The organism is Ruegeria lacuscaerulensis (assembly GCF_013034685.1).
GTDB classification, from domain to species: Bacteria; Pseudomonadota; Alphaproteobacteria; order Rhodobacterales; family Rhodobacteraceae; genus Ruegeria; species Ruegeria lacuscaerulensis_B.
Map to the genome: position 1 here is coordinate 1 of NZ_WQGO01000018.1, position 18753 is coordinate 18753.

At 50.6% G+C, this 18753-nt stretch carries 18 protein-coding genes; 9 read left to right on the forward strand and 9 right to left on the reverse strand.

The window, feature by feature from the left end; all coding sequences use genetic code 11:
* Positions 1–710: 710 nt before the first annotated feature.
* From GOV80_RS21485 to GOV80_RS21495, 3 genes are all read right to left on the reverse strand, one after another.
* Positions 711–1796, reverse strand: coding sequence for a hypothetical protein (locus tag GOV80_RS21485; protein WP_214648093.1), 1086 nt, complete (start codon positions 1794–1796; stop codon positions 711–713).
* Positions 1797–1914: 118 nt separating this feature from the next.
* Positions 1915–3096: an adenylate/guanylate cyclase domain-containing protein gene (locus GOV80_RS21490; protein WP_336510189.1), complete on the reverse strand. Its 1182-nt coding sequence runs from the start codon at positions 3094–3096 to the stop codon at positions 1915–1917.
* Between the two features lie 376 nt (positions 3097–3472).
* A complete protein-coding gene (locus GOV80_RS21495; RefSeq protein WP_170787664.1) occupies positions 3473–4372 on the reverse strand; it encodes a LysR family transcriptional regulator in 900 nt (299 codons plus the stop codon).
* 96 nt (positions 4373–4468) lie between these two features.
* On the opposite strand from GOV80_RS21495, the gene GOV80_RS21500 reads away from it, so the two are divergent.
* Complete coding sequence (locus GOV80_RS21500) at positions 4469–5116, forward strand: class I SAM-dependent methyltransferase (protein WP_214648094.1); 648 nt, start codon at positions 4469–4471, stop codon at positions 5114–5116.
* Positions 5117–5183: 67 nt separating this feature from the next.
* A complete protein-coding gene (locus tag GOV80_RS21505; RefSeq protein ID WP_170787666.1) occupies positions 5184–5657 on the forward strand; it encodes a GNAT family N-acetyltransferase in 474 nt (157 codons plus the stop codon).
* Here GOV80_RS21505 and GOV80_RS21510 read toward each other — a convergent pair.
* Positions 5624–6631 (reverse strand): AraC family transcriptional regulator, encoded by a 1008-nt coding sequence (locus tag GOV80_RS21510; protein WP_170787668.1) that lies wholly within the window; start codon positions 6629–6631, stop codon positions 5624–5626. The genes GOV80_RS21505 and GOV80_RS21510 overlap by 34 nt on opposite strands.
* Positions 6632–6768: 137 nt before the next feature.
* Between GOV80_RS21510 and GOV80_RS21515 the strand changes: the two genes are divergently transcribed.
* Positions 6769–7596 (forward strand): Rossmann-fold NAD(P)-binding domain-containing protein, encoded by an 828-nt coding sequence (locus GOV80_RS21515; RefSeq protein ID WP_170787670.1) that lies wholly within the window; start codon positions 6769–6771, stop codon positions 7594–7596.
* Positions 7597–7735: 139 nt separating this feature from the next.
* A complete protein-coding gene (locus GOV80_RS22775; protein WP_419555670.1) occupies positions 7736–8029 on the forward strand; it encodes a DUF4345 domain-containing protein in 294 nt (97 codons plus the stop codon).
* A gap of 113 nt (positions 8030–8142) precedes the next feature.
* On the opposite strand, the gene GOV80_RS21525 is transcribed toward GOV80_RS22775, so the two are convergent.
* Positions 8143–9021, reverse strand: coding sequence for a LysR substrate-binding domain-containing protein (locus tag GOV80_RS21525; RefSeq protein ID WP_170787674.1), 879 nt, complete (start codon positions 9019–9021; stop codon positions 8143–8145).
* Positions 9022–9119: 98 nt separating this feature from the next.
* Between GOV80_RS21525 and GOV80_RS21530 the strand changes: the two genes are divergently transcribed.
* A complete protein-coding gene (locus tag GOV80_RS21530; RefSeq protein WP_170774045.1) occupies positions 9120–9824 on the forward strand; it encodes an SDR family oxidoreductase in 705 nt (234 codons plus the stop codon).
* A complete protein-coding gene (locus tag GOV80_RS21535; protein ID WP_170787676.1) occupies positions 9814–10065 on the forward strand; it encodes a DUF6552 family protein in 252 nt (83 codons plus the stop codon). Before GOV80_RS21530 ends, GOV80_RS21535 begins: the two co-directional genes overlap by 11 nt.
* A 122-nt stretch (positions 10066–10187) precedes the next feature.
* Here GOV80_RS21535 and GOV80_RS22480 read toward each other — a convergent pair whose 3' ends face one another.
* Together GOV80_RS22480 and GOV80_RS22485 are read right to left on the reverse strand one after the other, a co-directional pair.
* A complete protein-coding gene (locus GOV80_RS22480) occupies positions 10188–10736 on the reverse strand; it encodes a tyrosine-type recombinase/integrase (RefSeq protein WP_419555669.1) in 549 nt (182 codons plus the stop codon).
* Positions 10737–10745: 9 nt separating this feature from the next.
* The gene (locus tag GOV80_RS22485; RefSeq protein WP_237215990.1) at positions 10746–11267 is read right to left on the reverse strand and encodes an Arm DNA-binding domain-containing protein; all 522 of its coding nucleotides are present in this window, start codon (positions 11265–11267) and stop codon (positions 10746–10748) included.
* Positions 11268–12508: 1241 nt separating this feature from the next.
* Here GOV80_RS22485 and GOV80_RS22490 point away from each other — a divergent pair.
* Genes GOV80_RS22490 through GOV80_RS21555 form a run of 3 tightly spaced genes read left to right on the forward strand, consistent with a single transcriptional unit; the run spans position 12509 to position 17967 of the window.
* Positions 12509–16405, forward strand: coding sequence for a PAS domain S-box protein (locus GOV80_RS22490; RefSeq protein ID WP_170787678.1), 3897 nt, complete (start codon positions 12509–12511; stop codon positions 16403–16405).
* A gap of 34 nt (positions 16406–16439) precedes the next feature.
* On the forward strand, positions 16440–16781 hold the full coding sequence (locus GOV80_RS21550; RefSeq protein ID WP_170787680.1) for an STAS domain-containing protein: 342 nt from the start codon (positions 16440–16442) through the stop codon (positions 16779–16781).
* A gap of 31 nt (positions 16782–16812) precedes the next feature.
* Positions 16813–17967, forward strand: coding sequence for a mechanosensitive ion channel domain-containing protein (locus GOV80_RS21555; protein WP_170787682.1), 1155 nt, complete (start codon positions 16813–16815; stop codon positions 17965–17967).
* 28 nt (positions 17968–17995) lie between these two features.
* Here the strand turns inward: GOV80_RS21555 and GOV80_RS21560 are convergent, their stop codons facing one another.
* A complete protein-coding gene (locus tag GOV80_RS21560; RefSeq protein WP_170787684.1) occupies positions 17996–18331 on the reverse strand; it encodes an STAS domain-containing protein in 336 nt (111 codons plus the stop codon).
* A 184-nt stretch (positions 18332–18515) separates the two neighbouring features.
* On the reverse strand, positions 18516–18753 hold a 238-nt coding region (locus tag GOV80_RS22275), incomplete at its 5' end, for a hypothetical protein (protein ID WP_214648095.1).

Genomic DNA, 18753 nt, shown 5'->3' on the forward strand with positions numbered 1-18753 from the left:
GAGAATTGAATCAGCAGCTTGCCTCTCAATCAAGGAAGAGTTTTTCAACGACATCAGCCCAATTTGGCAGATCGCAAACTACACAAATGGTTGAACAAATTACAAGATACAGCGACTGATCTGCAGCCCCGGATCTCACTTCGTTCACAAAAGAAAATATGACTTGGGTTGCCCTCAGATGCCGAATACTCACCGCTTTTCTGGTCTAACTACGACGGTTGGGTCAGGTTCGTGTGACGTTCAACAGGAAGGCAATTGCGGAGAAAGGAGCAGCCATATATTTTTTGTAAATTGCTATTAAACATATACAAAATTTTGTCATCTAAAATGCATACCACCCAATATACCTCACTTAACATTGGAGCCAGCGCTTCAATGCCTCAGGTTCGAGCATGACGGAACGACTGGTAAAACACATGAATAGCAGACACTCATACAAAGTGCAGCGAACGTCTTCTTCGAAGCCCATAGTGCCTGATACTGCATGGTGCACGAACGTCGGCTTTGTTTCCAGCCACGACTAAGAAACCAATCAACATTGTACCGTGTTGTCCGAGAGGTTGGCACCACAGGCTCACTGGTGGCGGTGTTTCTTGCACACTACGCTTCACCATGAATTTAATGAACATGGCACGTGATGACAAGTTCCCCGCTTTGTCGCTCCCGTTTTCAAGCGTAAACAAACGGCACTCATAGATATTTGGTTGGCCTTAACTGCCCGGGCCAAGAGAACAGGTCAGGTTGCCACCATACCACCCGGCAAACACGCCGCGCGAACGTTGGCCTTTGAGTTTTCTTTTCAAAAGCAATCCAGCTTGGGTGTTGGGATAGTTGCGAAGATAGGCCTCCGCCCAAGCAAGGTTGTGGTACCTATCGCTTCGCGTAGTCCAGAAAAATGTATCTTGGGGACCGCTTAAGCCAACTGGGTTATTCGGCGCAGCTGATGACTGAACAAGCCATACCAATGCTCTATGGATATCTGTCTGACGGCTCTTGTGTCGAAAGCCTTTTCCACCGCCACGCCGTGATGCATCCATCGCAAGCACGAGGTACCCGTATGTGATAAACGTGTAGTGTAGTTGCCGCTTGGCCGGACGTTTGTTGCGAGCTTGGTCAAATGTACCGGCCAAAGGGGCATTCGGGCGCATTTGCCGCGCTAGATATGCTAGATCTCTTTCACCTTTTTTGAACGCTTTTCGATTACCTGTTTCTGCACCCCATGCCAAAAGCCCAGCCGCACGGGCGGCATGGCCTTCTTTGCCGTACATCTGCTCGAAACCGCCTACTGAGCCTGCCCTTGCTGCAAGTCGATCCCCCCAGTCTGCAATTGCGACAACTCTTGGGTCATTTTTTCCCAGAATTGCGCTTAGTGAGCTGTAAACCATCGACAAGTTGAGCAGGATGTTCGCTTGCCACCAGGCTGCGTCTATCTTCACGCCATCGAACAAGCCTTGTTTTTCGAATGATCTGGCCTGAGCGGCGGCTGCAAGTTGATCGGCGATTTGGCTGGCGTCCGCCTTTGATCCGGTACGAAGTAGATGGGAATTTGCTGCGCCGAGCTCATTCATGAAAACAGCGGGAGGTCGGTCTTTGCCGGATGCTGTTTTGAAGGGTTGAGTGATTGGTGCGGTTGTGAATTTGGAAGGCTTACGTTCCGGGCACCAGGCATTTCGGTAGGAACTATTCGCAGAGAAGAATTCCAGTCTTTTTTGGGCGTTTGCGAAATCGGCCGCCACGGGTTTTGCCCCTAAAATCCCAACACAATATATTAAAATTAAAACGAAAAATGACCGCATATCACCAATATCCCACTAGAATACTTATCACTGATGCTAGTGAGGTGTTCGGGAATCAGTCAAGCACCACTCTTGAATTACGAACCTTCCGCAAAACTGTAACTGGTACATTTCGGAATTAGGGTTTGGGAACCTCAACTATGAACGAACGCTTCCATATTGTTGTGTCGTTCCAAAGAGGGCTGGATTTGGGAACATTAGGGCCTTGAAAATTTCCGAAATCCTGATTGCCGCTGCTGTTGTCGGGACTACCCCGCTTCCAATTGGAGAAATTCATCGGCTCATTATTTGCCCATCCCCAGCCACCATCAGGCTCCGCGCCTTCGGGGTCCTGCACCAAGCCAATTAATGGTCCCAGAGCGAGGTTTCCCTCAAACGCCCAGTGCCCATCATCTTCCAGCGTCAGTTGATACACAAAGTCGTTTTCTTCTCGGTCAGTGATGGTAACGAGGTGTCCACCCAAGGCTTCTGAAACCTTTTCAAGAATCTCAAATTCTGCGCCCCACGTTCTAATTACGTAGTAAGTCGAATCCTTGTATTTGCCGACGGTTACTAAATCAAAAAATTCGAGCAATTCTTCGGGAGATGGATCTAAGGTCAGAAAGTCCTCGAGGTATTCAGGGTCAAAACTTTTGGCTTCGTCGGATTTGTTTGACAGAAGGACAAAGGCTGAGAAGCCAATAGATATTAATACAACTGCGAACAAGAGGGGCAAAAAGTACTGCCCACGAACCCAAGCCTGAAGTCGTCGCGCGGCTTTCTCGTAGGTTGGCAGGGTGGCCTCACCTACTTTGTACACCTTCAATGGTTGATCAAGGTTTTTGACAAAATGCTCGCCGATTTTTGTGAAGCGGTAATCCAAGCTTCCTTTGACTTGCTCAATAACGTTTTCGGCTAAACAGATTCCACCGGGTTCCGAAATCATCTCAAGCCTGGATGCTACATTCACTCCGTGACCCAACAAATCACCATTGGGTTGCTGAACGACCTCACCAATATTGATACCGATCCGGTACCTCATGCGGTCGCTTGTTCTAAGCTGAGCATTGTTAGCATTGTGTTGTTCTTGAATGGAAATAGCGGCTTCCACCGCGCCGGTGGGATTGTCAAAACACGCCAGCACGCTATCGCCTGCCGTGTTTGCGATCCTGCCTCCGTAAGACTTGATAATCGGATCCATAATCGAACGAAGCTCTGCGAGACGATATAGGGTAGCCTCTTCATCCTCAGAAACGAGCTTCGTAAACCCAGCAACATCTGCCGCCAATATCGTCAATAGTCGCTTTGAGTTTTTGTACACATCAAACTCGCAAAAATACTTACATGATGTTCGAAGTAGGACATTTCAAAGTATGCTGGCAGATTTTGGATGCTGTATCAACAAGTGGTGATGGCGCTGCCCGCTTAGCTTATTTTCAAGCGAAATGATTTCATTTGTCAGAGAATGTAGCCAAGCCTACTGGAAAACGTCTCTAAAACTCAGAGAATGCTATTTCTTGACTAATACAACACCATCCAAAGTTATTGTTTGTTGATTGTCCGGAACAATAGCAGACTTTGGTAGCCATACCGCGAACGTCAGCTTTGTCCGCGCAGCAGACATTCACTGAATTCTGCCGAACGTCTGCACCGAGCCCGAAGCAGACTCCAGATCACGACACCAAACCAACACACGTTCAATAATTTGTCCGCGAGCCGAGATGGTCTGCAAGCTGATCAAAAACCAACCTGATCCTTCGCGCTGTTTGTAACTCAGAGTGTGTGGCCAACCAGAGAGGAAATTTGAATGGCTCGCGTTCCGGCAGAACACGCTCCACACCGGGTGTAAGGGCCGCCACATCGTCTGACATAACACTAATGCCGAAGCCTTGGCGCACAAGCTCCCATGACACTATCCCGTTCTGCGATCCAATGCGGAAATTCTTGCGGGTTATTTCGATGCCAGCCGGATTGAGAAATCCAATCATCGTGTCAACATCGCCAAAGCTGACGAAATCCAACTTAGCAAGTTCGCCGTCATTTTGTGGCCGCCCAACTTGTTCGAGGTATGAAGGGGCAGCGTAAAAATGTGCTGTCGCTTCTGCCACGAGCTTTGCAATCAAGTCCGATTGTGTTGGGCGCACATGCCGAATTGCAATATCTGCCTCGCGCTGCTGTATGTCGCGTATGTCATTTGCTGCGACAACGTCGATCTCAATCCGTGGTGCCGCGAGCCTGATCTGCTTAAGAATAGGCGGAAGCTGATCGGCTGACATCACGTCGGACGCGGTGATCCTGACTTGCCCTTCGATGGCTTTTGACTGGCTTGCCGCAGTCAGAGAATTTCTGTTCGCGACATTTGCCATTTCACTGACATGTACCAAAAGCTCAGCACCGGCTGTTGTCAGATCAAGCGACTTGCCAACCCTTTCAAACAATGTGACGCCAAGCGCCAGTTCTAGTGCGGCGACGTGCCGACCGACGGTTGGCTGGGTCTGCCCAAGCACGCGCGCCGCGGCGGTAAACGAGCCTTCTTCTGCCCTTGCAAGAAAGGACCGAGCCTGGTTCCAATCGAAATTGATAACCTTCCAATTCATGCATTAATGCATAACAGTTCTGCAATAACCGGCAATTTAATAAATCGGCGTTTTAAAATATTGGCTGCGGTGACACCAAAAGAAAAGAGAAACGATATGGCTGCATTGTCCAAAGATGCCGCATTTTGGAGCAAGATTTCGCGCAAATATGCGGCTGATCCTATCCGAAATATGGAAGGGTATCTGAACACGCTCGCACGCACAAAGTCCTACCTGAATGCCGAAGACAGCGTGCTAGAAATCGGCTGTGGAACGGGGTCGACCGCGTTGCTACTGGCACCGCATGTGGCTCAAATAACTGCCTCCGATCTCGCACCGGGGATGATCGAAATCGCCAACGAGAAACTCGCTGAAGAAAAACTGGAGAATGTCACATTCAAAGTGGCCGAGGTTCTGCAGCACGATCTTGACAACGGCTCTTTCGACGCTGTCCTCGCACATAATCTACTGCACCTTGTTCCCGATCTGGGCCATGCACTCGAACACATTGCGACCCTTACAAAAACCGGTGGGGTATTCATTTCCAAAACCGTCTGCGCTCCGGAGAGTGGAGGGTTCAAATATGTTATGATCAGCCGAATAGCGATCCCGATTATGCAGTTGCTCGGGAAAGCTCCGTTTGTAAATTTTGTATCCGCAGCTGAACTCCAGCTCGCCATTGAACTTGCGGGCTTCGATATCGTCGAGACAGCGGATCAAGCCGGGTTATTGCCGAGCCGGTACATTGTCGCGAGAAAGCTGTAAAAAAAGCATTCGCGCCAAAATTACTGTGCATGCAAGGGACAGCTCGGGCCATCAAATGAGAATAATGATGAAAGATGGGATTTCATTTGCACGCCTTTCGGAAATCGATCCGAATGACATTGCGGTTCATATGTCCGACCCCCGGGTAGCAGAGCATATGCCACTTTTGACGTTCAAATGGAATGTTGACGTCGCAAGAGAGTTTATCGCCAAGAAGGAAGGCTACTGGGCACGGGACGGCCTTGGACATTGGGCGTCTTTGTCAGGCGGTCGGTTTGTTGGTTGGGGGGGCTTTCAAAAAGAAGGTGACGAATGGGATTTTGGGTTGGTTTTGCGGCCCGATGCCTTTGGACTTGGGAAACGGATTTCCAAGATGGCAATCGACTTTGCGATCGCTGACAAACGTATCCCCTTTGTCACGTTTCTGTTGCCACCAAGTCGAAAAAATCTGGGTGCGCTCCGGAAACTCGGCGCCAAAGACATCGGCGAGATCGAATACGAAGATGCTCAGTTTCTCAAGTTTCGCCTGGATACGGAGTGAACTCCGTTCTTCCTGATTTTTCCCGGTGGCGCGCCATACACCCGTTTGAAGGCTTTGTTGAACGCAGGCTCTGACAAGTATCCGATGTCAGCGGCAATCTGCGAGATTGGTTGATCCGTGTACACCAACCTTTCGCTGGCCAGGTGCATACGCCACGTTGCAAGATACTGGATTGCTGGAATGCCTACCAACTCAGTAAACCGCGCCGCGAAAGCGGATCTGGACATACCAGCAACCTCCGCGAGAGACTCGACTGTCCAAGCCACAGCAGGCGTTCGGTGAATTGCGACTATCGTGCGCCCGATCTGCGGATCTCGCGCAGCTTTTAACCAGCCTCGATCCGCATCGGGTGCGCTGTTCAGCCAACGACGAATGGTCTCAATGACAACCACATCGGCCAGTCGCGTGATCACGGTTTCGCCGCCTGGTCTCAATTCCCGCGCCTCTTTTGCGATGAATTGCAAAGTTGCCTGTAGCCAGCTTCCGGCATCCTCTTCCCACGGGTCGATTTTGAGTACATCCGGAAGCAAACCCATCAACATATCACTGGCGGCGTGATCGATCCGGACGAGGCCGTACATGATGCCCGTCTCCGCTCCACCACCACCGTACTCCAGTGTTTCATAGAGCTCGGTCACCTTGCGAATGGGCAACTCTTCCAGCGTCAAACGCGGCGCGTCTTCTGAGCTAAAGAAACCGACCGGTGCTCCGTTGGTCATCAAGACCAGATCGCCTTTTTCGACCTCGAATGGGTCATCGTCACCGACCCTCATCAAGCACCGCCCGTGTGTGATGACCGCAAAGCTCAGTACGCTGGGAAACCCTGGGATGGATACGCCCCATGGTGCCGTCATGCGAGACTGGCAATAGAATGTGCCAGTGAGTTTCAGAAGATGAAGGATTTCCCCCAGCGGATCGCCGATCGGCTTTGCCAGCGCATCTGGGTCAGGGACATGTGGTTCAACCTTGTTCATGTCGCGACTTTGGCTGAAATTTGGCTCTTCGTCTATCCATTTAGGACGATTGGATAAGAATACTGGATTCTGAAGAATAGAACATCTCTATTGGTTGCCTAATTTCGGGTCATCAACTGAACTCATGGAGATGACCAATGATACAGCAAACCATTCTCGTACTTGGCGCAACAGGCAAAACGGGATCGCGGATCGCGACACGTCTGGAAGAAAAAGGCCAGACAGTCCGGCGCGCATCGCGGAACAGTGAAACGCCATTTGACTGGGAACAACCGCAGACCTGGCCCGCAATTCTGGAAGGCGTCTCGGCCGCCTATATTTCCTACTTTCCTGACATCGCATTCCCAGGCGCAGTTGAGCAAGTCGAAGCGTTCACAGCATTGGCGCGGAAAAAAGGATTACAGCGCCTTGTGTTGTTGACCGGACGTGGCGAGTTCCATGCGGAACGGGCCGAAGCGGTCGTTCGCAATTCTGGAGTGCCATTTACGATCGTTCGCGCCGCGTGGTTTGCACAGAACTTCTCTGAAGGGGCATTGCTTGGTCCAGTCATAGCAGGTGTCTTGCCAATGCCCGCAGGTGACGTGCGCGAACCGATCATCGACGTGGACGACATTGCCGATGTTGCCGTAGCCGCCCTGATCGAAGACGGACATATCGGTGAACTTTATGAAGTCACCGGCCCCCGTCTCATGACGTTTGCAGACATGGCCGCAGAGCTTTCGCACGCCATGGGCAGGACTGTGCGATACCTGCCAATTTCATTCGAAGACTTCCACGCGGAAATAGCCCATGCCAATGGCGAGATGATTGCTGATGTGATTACGGACATCGCGCGTGAAACGCTGGACGGGCGCAATGCGAACCTCGCAGACGGTGTCCAGCGTGCGCTTGGACGTACGCCACGCGACTTCGCCGACTTCGCACACAAAGCTGCAACCTCTGGCGCGTGGACCAGAGCCGCTTGAGTCGGGTCAAAGGGCAATGGAGACGATCATGAAACTTGGACTTAAACGCAGACTTATATTGGGCATGTCCGGATTAACGGCATTCGCCATAGGTCTGGCAATCACTCTGGACCCACAGTCTTTCTAAGCCAACTACGGCATCGTACTCTCGCCGCAACCAAACCTGATGAGTGATTTGCGTGCACCTGCTGCCAATCTCGCAGTACTTGGCCTGATCATTTTTTGCGGAGCATTTCACCAAAAGTTGGTCCAGGCCTCAGCCTTGCTTGGGGCTACGGTTTTCTCAGCTTTTGCCGTGGGCAGGACAATCAGTTTCGTCCTCGATGGTTGGCCATCCGAAAACACTCTTGCCGCATTTGCGATAGAGATTTTGCTTGCGGTGTTGTGTTTGTGGGTTGTCGGTAGAAATGCGAAATCTGCAGCGTCGGCCTGAGGCGGCTTTAGACCGCAAAACTGTCATTTGGCGAATTTCACTGAATGACCGTTTTGCGGACTCAAATGCCATTCGCTCGAATGATTTAAGTGCCTGCTTTCCATTCAAGGCATTCAGGTATCTTGGGCGGAGCGCGACTTGAGCCATGCCAAAACGTTGGTCACCGACTCATTGTTTTTGATGGCTCGCGGCTTGAGGACATAGAAGTCATTTCTGCCCGGATCCCAGGCGGCACCAATCTCGACTAAGCGTCTGGCTTCAATGTCATGAGCCACTAGAAACCGGCTTACCAGGGCCGCACCTTGCCCGGCAATAGCAGCATCGACCGCAAGAGACGTTTGGCTCAGATGGAGGTCACGAGGAGACTGGTACTCGACGCCTAAATGCGCAAGATAGCTGGGCCAAAGATCATGGGTGTCATGGATTTTTGGAAGTTTATTGAGGGTTTCTGGCTCAAGAACACTATCGTCCTTGGTCGCAAATTTTGGCGCAGCTACCGCGATGAGCAATTGCTTGAACAGAAGGGTTACGTCTAGTGATGCGCCAAAGGGCGGCGATCCTTGGCGTACTGCAAGGTCAATCCCGTCGCTATGAAAGCTCGAGACTTTCTCAGTGGCCATGATCCGCAAATCAATGTTCGGGTATGCTGCGGAAAAGTCGGGTAGGTTGGGGATCAGCCATTTTGCGGCGAAAGTCGGAGTGACGCTGATAAGGACTTTGTACGGCTCTGGCTTCAACTCGGCAGTTGCGGATCGAAGGTCTGCGAACACGTCAGCGATCCGCTTGTGATAGATGCGTCCGACCGATGTGAACCGCAGGCCCTTCGGTACCCGTTCAAACAAGGCCACATCAAGATGCGCTTCGAGCTGACGCACTTGTTGCGCCACGGCCCCTTGCGTGACGCCCAATTCATCAGCGGCGGCTCGGAAACTAAGGCGGCGGCCTGCTGCATCGAAAGCACGCAGACTATTGAGTGGGGGAAGTTCAGTCATTTTGCAATAGCATTTCTACTGCCACGCAACATCAATTCTCAATCGCACTTTCTCAACAAGCCTATCATATGTAACCCAACCACCAAAGGACACTAGATATGACAGTAGAAAAAGTAGCTCTGATCACAGCAGGCGGTAGCGGCATGGGTGCGGATGCAGCCCGCAAATTGGCGGAAGACGGGTTCAAGGTTGGCATCCTGTCCTCGTCAGGCAAGGGTGAGGCGCTCGGCGCTGAACTCGGGGGCTTTGGCGTGACGGGCTCTAACCTTGACGGAGAAGCGCTCAACGCTTTGGTCGAAGGCGCGAAGGATCGTTGGGGCCGTATTGATGTCTTGGTGAACTCTGCTGGCCACGGACCGAAGGGTTCGATTCTCGAAATCAACGACGACGAATGGCATAAAGGGATGGAAGTGTACCTGATGAACGTGGTCCGCCCTACAAGGCTTGTCACGCCGACAATGCAGGCGCAGGGCGGCGGAGCAATCATCAACATCTCAACCTTTGCGGCCTTCGAACCCGACCCTCTCTTTCCAACGTCGGGGGTATTCCGGGCCGGGCTTGCAGCATTCACGAAGCTCTTTTCGGACAAACACGCGTCAGAGAACATTCGCATGAACAACGTCCTTCCGGGCTTCATCGATAGCCTGCCCGAAACCGAAGACCGCAAATCGCGTATTCCCATGGGGCGTTACGGTTTCGCGTCAGAGGTGTCTTCTCTCATTTCATGGCTCGCCTCGGAAGATGGTGGCTACATGACGGGACAAAACCTGCGTATCGACGGAGGTTTGACCCGTGCAGTCTGATGCCTTGGCCTTTGTATTGCCGCGCGAGCGCCTTGTCTTCACGGTCAAGTGGGGCGCATCTGCTGTTCAGATCATGGGATACACCGCAACGGGGTTTGGCTGGACACCTTGGAACCTTTACATGTTTCTTATCGGCGTCGTTGGTTGGTTCGCCGTTGGCGCACTGTGGAATGACAAGGCACTCATGCTTGTCCATCTTGTCGCGCTAGGGGCAATGATTGCTGGTATGGCAAGCAGCTAAAAGGCAAGAGCAGCCATACGGTGCTGTGCAGTATCGGGGAGGTATGGGCGCGAAGCCGTCATCGAAACAGTTCGGTCGAATGACTGCTTTGCCTTGGCACTGGTCGGCGCCGAGTCAGTTGATCAATTTCTGCAGCTTCTTATCTGCCCCTCCAACACATAGTCAGATGCCAGCGCGCGCAGCGGCTCCAGAATGGCCAGTATTTCATCGGTGAAGGGGACAAGATGGACCTGCCCGCCTTTCATACGCTCCGCAGGTATGGTCCATAGATGCGCATCTACGTCGACCTCGGGCCATTTCATCTCCAACACTTCTGAAGTGCGGCAGGCGGTAAGAATGGTGAACTGCAGAGCTTTGGCGGCCATGGCTAAACGGGTCTGCGACTCGGCATAGAACGCCGGCACCTCTTGCCACGGCATAGCATCGTGGTGCTGAACATTGGCTTTGACGGTAGGCAGCACCTTGCCTTCGCGGATCGCGGTCACCGGGTTCTCTCCCGAGCGGAAGCCCTTGGACTTTGCCACGTCGAGCACCGTCTTGATCCGCTGCGACAGTCGCTTTGCGGTTTCGTGTTTCTCGGTCCAGATTGGCGACAGGCACATCAGCACTTCGGGCTGATCGATGCTGTCCACGGGCATACGGCCGATCTTTGGGAACGCATAGTCACGCAAGGTGTTGAGCTATTGCTGGCCATGCTTAGCATTCTTCCATGTCGGCAGGCGGTCAATGTGAACCTGGCGGCTGAGTTCTTCGAAGGTCGGGATTTCTCGTTGGGCGTTGAAGCGCGGGTTCAGTCCGGGCTTAGCCATGCGTCGATATTCGAGTGCTCTTTCGCGTGCTTGGTTCAACGTTACAACGTCCGCGCCGCCTAAATCGAAGTCCGTTCTTAGCGGAGCGCCCTTGCGATTCTTATGTCCTTTGACCGTTACGCGTACGATCCAACGCCGAGCACCCGAAGGGTCAACAACAAGGTACAAGCCAGAACCGTCGCCATGCCGACCCGGACCGAGATTCTCTACCAGCTTCTTTGTCAGCTTCCCGCTTAATGCAGCCAATAAAATACCACAAAATATACCACTCAATGAAGGTATATGGGTATGATCGGATAAAATCCAACGAAACCCACCAACGTGGCTAAAGTCATAAAACACAAAGGTTTGAGAAACCCAATGTGTCTTAGCGAAATTTATGGAAACTACCAAGTGGCGGACCGAGGAGGATTCGAACCCCCGACCCCTTGATTCGTAGTTCGATGAATCTAGTATGTTCCAGCTATACTCGTGATTACATACTTATAATTTTCAATGCCTTAAATGAACAACATGAAGACGAAGAGTGGAGACACACAACATGTAGCAGGCACACTTTCAGGCACACCTCTCTTCGCCCCCTAGAGAGCGGCACCCTACAAAAACCACCAGTTCGCAGAAGAAAATGACCCTACCCAAAACCCAGAATTGCCCAAATTGCGGCATAGAGTTCCAGCCCCAACGCCGCAATCAAAAGTACTGCCAACCCAACTGCCGTAAAGGAGCCTACCAGCGTAAGGACCGTCAGAAGAACCCAGCAAATGCCAAGTCTAGCCCCACCAAGCGAAGAGCGAACACCGAACTGTTCGACTTCGCCAAGCGACTGGCGGAAGACTTGTACACTATGAAGCCCTCCGAGAGGTTGGGCTTTGTGAAGGGCCTCATCGATCAAGCCAGAGGTGGCAATCAGAACGTCAGAGAGGTCCTGACCAACCAGTTACTTTTGTACGCTACAGTTGAGGAATGTCCGTGGCCGTTCCACCGCCGCTCAAGATCATTCCGTAACATCACTCAAGCAGCAAATGCCTACTGCAGAAAATTCTGGGGGGGCAGGTGTGCTGGAAGTCATTCGAGACAATATACCAGAACCAGAAACGGGTGAGGTACCAATCGACGCAAGTGAATGTCCAGTTTACCCGGCTAACCATCGGAATCGCCAAAACGTCGTCACCATATGTAATAATAGTAATCCTAGGCCCAGAGGGATGGAGACCAAGGAAACACCGCTGGCTCGTGTACCAATGACACTAAGAGAACTGAAGCGTCATCTCAGAAACATCCGAGAGTACAGGCATAAGTTGAATGATTTTTCTGCGTCGTTGGCAGCTTAGGAAATGCGATACTAGGTTGCCGCCTAAGCGGGCACTCTGGAGGCAGTTAAAGCTGATGCGATCTCGTCATTGTCTGCGAACAGAAAGCAACTGAAGAGCTTGGTGACCACCGGTTTGGTTCAGGAGCCGCGAAAAGCAACTTGTACCGATTGACGTCAACGTTGCGAAATTTCGTTCTCCCGCTAAACTTGGGCCTAGGAAGTGATTTTCAGCGCTGCTTATCTAGGGCGCAATTGCTCGCTTGCCGTAGCTTGAGCCATTTAAAAGCTCCTTTTTTTCGCATTTAGCTTCGGGGAGGGCGCGGTGAGCGAAGTGAAAGAAGGTTGGAATATTTCAATCAGGCTGAAGCTGTTTCTGTTTGGCGCAGTTTTGGCGACGGCCAGCTTGATCATTTTTGGAAGCATCGAATACCGCAACGCAAAATCGGCAATCAACGACCTCACCTTTGCGCAGCTGACCGCTGTTCGGGAAATGAAGGCTCAACAGATCGAGGACTATTTTGAGCTGATTTCCAATCAGATCCGCTCAGTTTCAACCAATGAAGAAGCGCACAACGCCATAAAAGGGTTTAAACTCGCAATAGCTGCACTCAAATCCTCGAATGAGGCTCGCTTGCCAGAGGCAATGGCCGTGTCTGAGGGCATGCGAAGGTACTATGAAGACGAGTTTTTTGAACGCCTCCAAGCCCATACTCTCGAAGACTTAAAAGGCGTCTCCGCTGAAAGTTATTTTCCGAACACGGAAGTGGGGCGATATCTTCAGGAGCAATATATCGTTCAGAATCCGAACCCGACCGGCGAAAAGCATGTCCTCACCGACGCCGGGGACGGGACTTATTACAGTTCGATGCACTCGAAGTACCACCCCTGGTTCCGCGATTATCTGGACCGGTTTGGGTTCTACGATATTTTTTTGGTGGAACCTGAAGACGGACAGATAGTGTATTCAGTGTTCAAAGAAGTGGATTTCGGAACCTCCTTGCTGACCGGCCCATATCAGAGGTCAAATTTTGCTGAGGTTTTTAAAGCCGCGCGCGAATGGGGGTTGGAAGCAGAGGTAAATCCTGAACTCGCAGCAGGACAGGTTTTTGTCAAACTGGCTGACTTTGAACCCTACGAACCTTCCTACAATGCGCCTGCTTCGTTCATAGCTGCACCGATCATGAACCAAGGCAAACTGACCGGCGTTTTGGTATTCCAGATGCCTATTGGGCGCATCAACGAAATCATGACCAGCAATCAGGCTTGGTCCGATGTCGGATTGGGCGAAAGCGGTGAGACTTATCTTGTTGGCTCGGATTTCTTAATGCGAAATCAGTCCCGTTTTTTGATTGAAGATGCGGAAAACTACTTCGCCATGATTAAAAACATCGGGACGGCACCGGAAACCATCCAGCAGATCAGGGCGTTTGAAAGCTCCATCGGGCTTCAGAGAGTTGAAACGCAAGGTACTCGAAGAGCTCTAGCCGGCGAAACCGATACCGAAATCTTTCCTGACTATCGCGGCGTTCCCGTTCTTTCTTCATATCGGCCAATCAATTCTGAAGGGATTAATTGGGTCATCATGAGTGAAATCGACGAGGCTGAAGCCTTCGCGCCAGTTACCGACCTTAGGGATCGGATGTTTTTGTTATTGATATTATTTGCTCTGCTCGTCGGTGCGATTTCCGCTGTTCTGTCCAAAAGGATCACTTCTCCGATCAAGGAACTCACACAAAAAGCCGCGATAATGGCAGAAGGTGATTTGGGTGTTAAGATTGACACCAGCGGCGGTGACGAAATTGCCAAGTTGGCGCGCAGTTTCGACGTCATGCGCGACGCCCTAGCCGACCTTATAGGTGGTCTTGAGCAAAAGGTTGCGGAGAGAACTGAAAGCCTTGAGGCAAGTGAAACCCGTATTCGCACAATTTTTGAAAATGCAGCTGATGGCATCATCGTGATAGGGACTGATGGTGTTATCCAAGAATTCAGTCACAGCGCAGAGAAGATATTTGGTTACGACCGAGGCGAGGTTGTCGGAGGAAAAGTAGATGTTCTGATGCCAGAACCGATGCAATCTGAACATGACTCTTATCTGCAACGTTACGTAAAATCCGGAGACCCACGAGTCATAGGAAGGACCCGAGAGGTTATCGGTCTTCGCAAAAATGGATCAGAGTTTCCAATGGGTCTGACCGTTGGCGAGGCGTTTGTCGGTGGAGAGCGTATCTTTGTAGGCATCGTGCGCGACATCACCGCCCGAAGAGAGGCTGAACAGGAGATGAGCGAAGTTTATCAAATCATCGAACAGATGCCGATGAATGTGTTCGTTCAGTCCGAGGATATGCGCTTCAAGTATGTGAACCGAGCGTTTGAAAAGTTCCACGGCGTCAAACGGGAAAACATCCTTGGCGAGAAAGTCAGGGACATCTTTCCTGAAGAGGGAAAGGCATACGAGGGATATAACCGAGATATTCTGGCAACCGGGCGACGCCGAGACGCCGAAACCCTGGTCAAGGACCACACAGGGCAAGACTATCACCTACAAGTCAGCACATTCCCAATCAAGGATGCCGAAGGCAATCACGTAGCAGTTGCTGGTTTGGATATCGACATTACGGAACGGAAGCAAAATGCAAAAAAATTAGCTGACAACTTAGCTTTCATTTCTGCCTTGGTCGACGCCATTCCCAATCCGCTTTTCGTGAAAGATCCAGAAGCCCGATTTCTCACTTTCAACGAAGCATACAATAATGTTTTCGGAAGCACTGCCAAAGAAAAATACATTGGCAAGACCCTTCTGGATATGGAGCATCCATCCGAAGAAAAAAGGCGTTTTCACCACGAGGAGGACGTCGAACTTATCAAGGATGGCGGTACGAAACACAGCGAGATTTCCGTTACGCTTTTGGATGGCAGCGAGCGCCAGATGCTCTATTGGGCCAAAGCGTTTGATTTGTCTGACGGAAGCCGCGGTGGAATGCTTGGAGTGGTGGTGGACATCACCCACCAAAAGGAACTCGAAAAGCAACTCTCCATCGCAAACAAACGCATGGGTGACGAGCTCAATATCGGACGTGAAATCCAGATGAGCATGATCCCACTGACGTTCCCGCGTTTCCCTGAGCATAGGGATATAGATGTGTGGGCCACGTTGCGGCCTGCGCGAGAGGTGGGTGGAGACTTCTACGACTTCTTTTTCATCAACGAGCGCAAGTTTGCCTTTGTCGTTGCAGATGTGTCGGGTAAGGGCGTCCCGGCAGCGCTGCTCATGGCGGTTACGAAAACTTTGCTGAAATCGCATTCCCAGTCGACCATGTCGACGGCGCGCATCATTCAGAAAACGAACAACGAACTGAGCGAGAACAACAAGGACTGCATGTTTATCACAGTCTTTTTCGGCATCATTGATACCGAGACTGGCGAGATGACCTACACCAATGCTGGACATAACCCGCCATACATTCTTTCCCCGACTGGCGAGCTTAAAACTTTGGATGAAATCCATGGACCCATGATAGGTGTCATGGAGAACATTCAATATGAGGAAGCCACAATCAAGTTGGGAATGGATGACAAGATCATCGTATTCACTGATGGCATCACCGAAGCCTTCAATAGCGAAGGTGAGGCTTATGGTGAGAAGCGGCTAGAACATTTGTTGTCCGTGTCAAACAAACACGGTGTGAAATATTTGATGCATGAGATTGTGGACTCAGTTGATGAATTTGCAGGAGAGGCAGAACAGTCGGACGATATCACGGTCTTTGGTTTGCGTTACGTGGATTGGGAAAGTCGAGAGGAACGTGCGGTGATCGAGCTGCATTTGAAAAATGAGCTTTCAGAAATTGACAGGTGTCAAAGAGCGCTTGAGGAATTTGGGGAAAAATTTGGGTTGGAGGCCGAAGTTCAGAATGCCTTGTCGATAGTGCTCGATGATTTCCTGAACAACATAATTAGCTACGCCTTCCAGGACGAAGAGGAACACATCATTGATGTGAGCCTCGAAACTGACAAGCAAAGACTTATTGTATCGGTCGAAGACGACGGCATCGAATTCGACCCATTCATGCAGGATGACCCAGATACAGAAAGCTCTTTAGAGGATCGCAAAATTGGCGGATTAGGAATCCACTTGATGAAAAACTTGATGGATGACTACTCGTATCGGAGAAAAAACGGCCGCAATATCACGGTCATGATGAAACGAATGGGTGACTGAACCCTGTGGGCGGAAGTGGAACAAGAGGCGATAAATGTATCTGGAAATCACATCGAAGTCTGACGACGAAACCGTCTTTGTCTATATCGACGGCGATCTAACCACGACATCAAGTCCTGATGCTGAAACCGATATCAACCGGATTCTCGAAGACGAGCCAAACAAGAATGTGGTGATCAACGTCGAAAAGGTCGATTTCATCGCATCTACTGGATTGCGTGTTATTCTCGCTCTGGGCAAACGGCTAAATGGGCAGGGAAAGAAACTAGGCGTTTGTGCAATGAACGAGACCACTAAGTCCGTGTTTAATATGTCCGGATTCTCCAGGATCTTTCCGGTCTTTGACACCGAAGACGAAGCCAGGTCAGCGCTATAGTCGACTAATTTTCACTGGGCTGGGGTATTAAATGGAGCAACTGACTACTCTCGTGCAGTCCTATCCGGGACCAACCCTTGTCGTCCTCGTCATAATAGCGCTGATAGCCTCTCCATTTCTGAAAACGTTGATTGGCAGCATCGCAATGCGCTTCGCAATTCGTGTGGGATCGATCCAAGTCGATCTGATCGTCGACGCGCTGCGTCCGTTCCACTTTGTCTATGCCTTCCCAGTTGGGGTAGCTTTCTTCCTTGCCAATCTTGGCGAACCTTACGCATATGAAATTCGCCTGATAAGTGGCTTGCTACTGATCGCAATAGCCATTGAAACGATCATCAAGATACTGGCCGGGATCGGTGGTATCATTCGTCATAATGCCGGAGACAAGGGGGCCAGCTCGACCGGATATGTCGATTTGGCAAAGGTCGTCGTTTTCCTCTTAGGGGTCGCCTTTGCGATTTCGATAACAGTTGAAACCGACGTCGTAACTCTACTGAGTGGTCTCGGTGCGTTAACGGCAGTTTTAATGTTCATTTTCCGGGACACCCTGATGGCTATTCAGGCGAGCCTGAGAATTGCCTCGTGGGATCTTCTACGCGAAGGTGACAAGGTTAAGGTGCCTGGATTCAAGGCGGACGGAACAGTCAAGCGTATAGGGCTCTATGATATCACTGTTGAGAACGGAGATTACAGCACCACACTAATTCCGACGCACAAATTCTTCGACAGCGCGAACATGAACTACAGGCACATGACGGACACAATGCGGGCGAGACTTGTGTTGTTCACATTTGTAGTCAAAGCAGACTCTGTGCATTTCTGTTCCGTAGAGGAACTGGAAAAACTGCGAGATATCCCTCTTTTAAGTGATGACATATCCACGCTTTTGGCCGACCTGGACAACCCTTCTATACACACCCCTTGGACTGATTTCAGCAAATCAGGGATCACGAACTTCGAACTGTTTCAAGTGTATATGAAACGCTTCATACAAACCCAAAAGAATGTTCACCAACGCAGGCATCCGATTGGTATAAAGGCGTTGCCACCTACGGTAGACGGATATCCGGTTGAAGTCGTGGCCTTCTCCAAGAAAACCAGCGCAGGTGATATCGCTACTATCCAATCTGAGTTGCTGACACATTTCTTAGCAGTGTCGGAATACTTTGGGATCAGACTTATCTGACTCGACTAGCGCGTTTTCTTTGTCAGCTCTAATCAAAAGCAGCGACTGCCTCGGCCTCGTCGGCGTGTAGACTAATGAGACTGTCGAACCCCGACATTTCAAGGATCTTGGCAACATCCTCGCGGGCTGAGCATATCCGCAGCTCGCCATCATTCGATTGAATGAGTTTTGCGGCCACCAGAATGGATCGCAATCCGGCACTGCTGACATATTCGACGTCCTGCAAGTTTAGCAGCATTTTGGTCGAACCGTTTTCAATGAGGTCATTCATCAGCTCACCAACTTGCCAAGATGTTGTGCTAACCATCCGCCCGTTGATGTAAACCATATCAATGCCGGCGAAATGTTTGCGCTCAAGTTCCATTCAAACCTCGCTTAACTCTTCCGAGACTGACTATTTCTTAAAATACAATGACGAAAATAATCGCGAAATTCCAACGCAATGAAAAAGTTTCATAAATTTAGCGTCAGGAACCTATCAAGATTTATGCTTTCTGACAAAAAATTGAGCATCGACTGTCTCTCCAGATTGTTCCGAATGATCGGTTTCAATAGGCTAAGAGATGGTTTGTTGTAACGCTTGCAGTGAAAAGATGGTTTACGTCTTCCTTGAACAATTTAATATGGTTCTGTTCTCTTTGGAAGCAGCCTCTTGCTGCTGAATACGGCAGAATTCGACGATCGCCCGTAGCGAAGACTATGGCAGTGCAAGCCAGTGTCGCCTTTGGGCTGATGTCGTTGAAAAACTCTTCCTTGATTGAGAGGCAAGCTGCTGATTCAATTCTC